General features: G+C 30.2%; 4 protein-coding genes. All 4 read left to right on the top strand.

Annotation, left to right across the window (positions count from 1 at the left end; all coding sequences use genetic code 11):
• Positions 1-1,142: UDP-glycosyltransferase (locus ACVC2P_RS01540; protein WP_452596723.1), on the top strand; the 1,142-nt coding region annotated here is incomplete at its 5' end.
• A gap of 27 nt (positions 1,143-1,169) precedes the next feature.
• On the top strand, positions 1,170-2,321 hold the full coding sequence (locus ACVC2P_RS01535; protein ID WP_452596722.1) for a glycosyltransferase family 4 protein: 1,152 nt from the start codon (positions 1,170-1,172) through the stop codon (positions 2,319-2,321).
• A 5-nt stretch (positions 2,322-2,326) separates the two neighbouring features.
• The gene (locus ACVC2P_RS01530) at positions 2,327-3,286 is read left to right on the top strand and encodes a hypothetical protein (protein ID WP_452596721.1); all 960 of its coding nucleotides are present in this window, start codon (positions 2,327-2,329) and stop codon (positions 3,284-3,286) included.
• Between the two features lie 3 nt (positions 3,287-3,289).
• The coding region (locus ACVC2P_RS01525) for a glycosyltransferase family 2 protein (RefSeq protein ID WP_452596720.1) at positions 3,290-4,737 on the top strand (1,448 nt) is incomplete at its 3' end.

Below are 4,737 nucleotides of genomic sequence, written 5' to 3'. Positions count from 1 at the left end.
CAGTATATCCAACCTATAAATTTCCGTTTAATTATAAGGGCATAAAAAATAAACTTAAAAGCTTTTATACAAAACTACTTATAGGGATATATTCTTCAGAAGAAGGAATCGTTAAACTTAGAAAAAGAATAAACAATTTAGAACGCTCAACAAGTAAATACAAATATTGTAAAGCACAATTAAAAGAACACAAGCCAGATATAGTATTTTGTACAACACAACGATCAACACAATCTATAAGTGCGTTATTAGCAGCAAAAGATTTGGGTATTCCTACAGTAGCATTTGTATATTCATGGGATAATGTACCCAAAGCCATGCAAGTAGTAGAAACCGATTATTACTTTGTATGGAGTGATTTAATGAAAGAAGAAGTTTTAAAATACTATCCATTTGTAAAGCCAGAACAAGTATTTGTAACCGGTACACCACAGTTTGAACCTCATTTCGATGAAAACTTAAAACAAACCCGTGCAGAGTTTTTTAAAGAGAAGAATCTAGATGTCAATAAAAAGTACATCTGTTATTCGGGGGATGATGAAACCACTTCGCCGCTAGATCAATACTATTTAGAAGATTTAGCAAATGCAGTTAGAAATTTAAATACTAAAGGAGAAAATTTAGGTATTATATACAGAAAGTGCCCTGTAGATTTTACTCCAAGATATAACGCTGTAATAGAAGCGAACAAAGATATTATAGAAGTTATAGACCCTATTTGGAAGCAAGTTGGAGATATGTGGAACCAAGTATTACCAGCAAAAGAAGACTTTAAAATGTTATATAATGTCTGCGAACATAGCGAGTTTGTAACCAATGTATGCTCCTCTACTGTATTCGATTTTGTTGCACATAACAAACCCTGTATTTATTATAATTACGAACAACCACAACTTAAAAAAGGTATTAGAGACATAGGGCAAAACTATAAATATGTACATTTTAGATCTATGCCTAGCCAAGATGCAGCAGTATTTTGCACAGATAAGAAAGATTTAGAAAGTATAGTAGAAAATATTTTAAAAGGCAAAACATCTAATGTGTCTGAAGGCTTAAAATGGTTTGAGATTGTAGCAGGAAAGGCACCAACAGAAGCCTCTAAAACTATCTGGAAAACAATAGAAAGTATATTAAATAAATAACTTACTATAAGTAAAACGACTAAACAGATGAAAATTGGTTTAATTACATCCGAATATCCACACCCTAAAGTAACCCACGCTGCAGGAATAGCTACAAGTATAAAAAACTTAGCCATTACTTTAGTAAAAAAAGGAGTAGATGTAACTGTATTTGTATACCATCAAAAAGAAAATACAGTATTAGTAGAAGAAGGCGTAGAAATTCATTTAATAGCTAAAAAAACATTTAAATGGTTTACGTGGTATCGCTATCGTATGCTAATTCAAAACTATGTAAATAAAATTGTAAAGGAAAAAAATATAGACCTATTAGAAGCACCAGATTGGACGGGTATAACAGCTTTAATGCGTTTTAAAGTCCCTCTAGTGATACGTTTTCATGGAAGCGATGCGTACTTCTGTAAACTAGATGGACGTAAACAAAAATTCAAGAACTTTATTTTTGAGAGGAAAGCGCTTAAAATGGCAACAGCATATATTGCACCAACAACTTATGCAGGTGAAGAAACTCAGAAACTATTCAATTTAGATAAAAACAAAATAAAAACAATACACTACGGACTGCAATTAGAGCATTTTGTAAATGAAACACCAGAAATCTATAATAAAAATACAATACTGTATATAGGCACTATTATTAGAAAAAAAGGTGTTTTAGAATTAGCAGAAATATTTAATAAAGTTGTAGAATACAACCCAAAAGCACAACTAATTTTAATAGGAGGAGATGCCCCAGATATAAAAACGGGAAACACATCAACATACGCACTAGTAGAAAAGTTATTCTCTAAACAAGCTAAAAAACAAGCAGACTATTTAGGGAAAGTACCTTATTCTGAAGTTAAACAGCATATTAAAAAGGCTCATGTATGCACATTTCCATCCTTTGCCGAAACTTTAGGTATGGTAACCATAGAATCTATGGCGTTGCAAAAACCAGTAGTAAATACAAGTATAGGTTGGGCACAAGAATTAATAGACGATGAAGTTAATGGCTACTTAGTACATCCAACCAACATAGAAACCTATGCAGAACGCATTATAAAATTATTAAAAGATGAAGCTCTTTGTTTAAAGATAGGAAAAGCAGCAAGACAAAAAGTAGAATCTACATTTAACATAGACAATAATGCAGACCAAAATATAACATATTATAAAGCACTAATACAAAAGCATTAAATAGTATGTCTCTAAAGTCTATTAAAAAAACACTTAGTAAAAATGTAAAAAAAACGTCGTTTTTTTTACATTATGCTAAACAGTTAAGCTTTGAAACAAATACAAGTAAAAAACGTATTATTATTTGTTTCGATGGCCTTTTTCCACATGGAGGATTGGTAGATAGACTTAAGGGAATACTCTCTTTTTATGAAATTGCAAAACTATTAGATTACGATTTCTTTATTCAGTTTAATAATCCATTTAATTTAGATACATTTTTAGAACCTAATCAAGTAGATTGGAAAATAGAGAAAAAAGATATTACTTGGCACCCTACAAAAACAAAATTATTATATATCGTTAATAATTTTGATGCAAAACCATTAGAGATTATTACAAAATCCGAAGCCAATACTTTTATAGTTTATGCAAACATCGATTACTTTAAAACATATTATCCACTAGAAAAAACAGAAGCATTAGAATACAAATGGCGTGTTAGTTTTAATGAGTTATTTAAAAAAACAAAAGTACTAGACAACAAACTAAAAGGAGTAGAAAACAAAAAATATATAGCGTTTCATACAAGGTTTACAAGTTTAATGGGAGATTTTGTAGATTCTACAACTAAAATATTACCACAAGAGCAAAAAGAAAAGTTGTTACAGCAGTTACAAGTGCAGGTACAAAATATTGTAAAAGGCACAGACTATAAATGTTATGCGTTTTCAGATAGCGTAGAGTTTTTAAACTATATAAAAGCAAAAGAAGATGTTAGTTTAGTAGAAGGGAATCCGTTTCATATGGATAACTATAAAGGAGGATCTACACTAGAAGGGCATTTAAAAACAATGCTCGATTTTTTTATGATAGTAAATAGCGAGGCAGTCTATTTCTTAAAAATAGAACCAATGTATCATAGTAGCTTTAGTAAATATGCAGCGATTATTGGAGACAAACCGTTTAAAATGATAAGCCAATAGCGTATGATTTTAATAACTCATCAAAATAATAAAGTAGTTACTGTTTTAGATGTAGAAGGAAAAGCACTTTCAAATATTTCCATAGGCGGAGCTATTCCAAAAACAATAATACAAATAGCAGAGCAGTATGCAGATACGTTAATAATTTGGTGTGAAGTTAGCTATAAAGATACTTTAAATATAAAGGAGTTAAATACGATCTTTCATCATAAAAGAATACTAGCATCATATAACCCTACAGCAGCAGACTACTTACCAAAACAAATAGGTTATATAGAACGATCATACTATTTAAAAATTAAAAAAGATGTAACCTATCCAACTTGGCAAACTAGTAGCTTGGTAGGAGGTCTTTATACCAATGTTTTAGAAAATCTTAAAACAGAACTAAACGAAAATGACACATTCGATTACTTCTTAAATTCATTAGGTAAAAGAGCAATGGTAGAAGGTTTATTTTGCTATTCTGAACCCAATTTACTTACAGAGAATACCGTTAAAGAAAGCATAAAACAAGCAAATACAGCAACATTATTTAAATTTGTAAAACAACATTATAAATGGATTTGGATATACCTTTTAAGTTTGTGTTATATTGTTTACGAAAAGAAAGTAAGCAGTATATTTTATGTCTTTAAAAATCTATTTTACAAACAACGAAATGACAGTTTTAATTTAGAAAAAATAGCATTACAATCCACCAAAAAAGAAATTAATAACAAAACAGTAGATGTAATAATACCAACAATTGGACGTGAAAAATACCTCTACGATGTTTTAAAAGATTTAGCAAAACAAACCATACAACCTAAAAATGTTATTATAGTAGAGCAAAACCCAGATAAAACAGCAGGAAGTTTGCTTAACTACATAAAAACAGAAACTTGGCCATTTACAATAAAACATACATTTACACACCAAACAGGCGTATGTAATGCTAGAAATTTAGCATTAGCAAAACTTGAAAGCGAGTGGTGCTTTCTAGCAGATGATGATATTAGGTTTACACCAGATTTATTAGAAAAGTCTTTTAAAAAAATAGAATCGTATGGTATAACCGCCTTAAACTATTTGTGTTTGCAGGAACACCAGAAGCAAACCTATTTTAAAATGGCTCAAACTACAGTATTTGGGTCTGGGTCAAGTCTAGTAAAAACAGAAAAAATAAAAAAGTTACAATTTGATATGGCTTTCGAATTTGGTTTTGGAGAAGATTCCGATTTTGGAATGCAAATTAGAAATAACGGAGGCGATATTATTTTTGTTCCAGACATTAAAATAAAACATTTAAAAGCACCAATAGGCGGTTATAGAACAAAAGTTAAACAACTCTGGGGTGATGACGTTATACAGCCAAAACCCTCTCCAACAGTAGCCTTACTTTACAGAAAGTATTTTACAGACTATCAACTAAAAGGATATAAAATAGTATTATTTATTAGGCATTATAG

The organism is Pontimicrobium sp. MEBiC01747 (assembly GCF_053601635.1).
The sequence above is the reverse complement of the archived record's forward strand: the minus strand, read 5'-3'. Positions and strand labels throughout refer to the sequence as shown.

Bases quoted from the DNA above. Each gene is read 5' to 3' on its own strand.
- ACVC2P_RS01535 (WP_452596722.1), top strand. From the start codon at position 1,170: ATGAAAATTGGTTTAATTACATCCGAATATCCACACCCTAAAGTAACC.
- ACVC2P_RS01530 (WP_452596721.1), top strand. From the start codon at position 2,327: ATGTCTCTAAAGTCTATTAAAAAAACACTTAGTAAAAATGTAAAAAAA.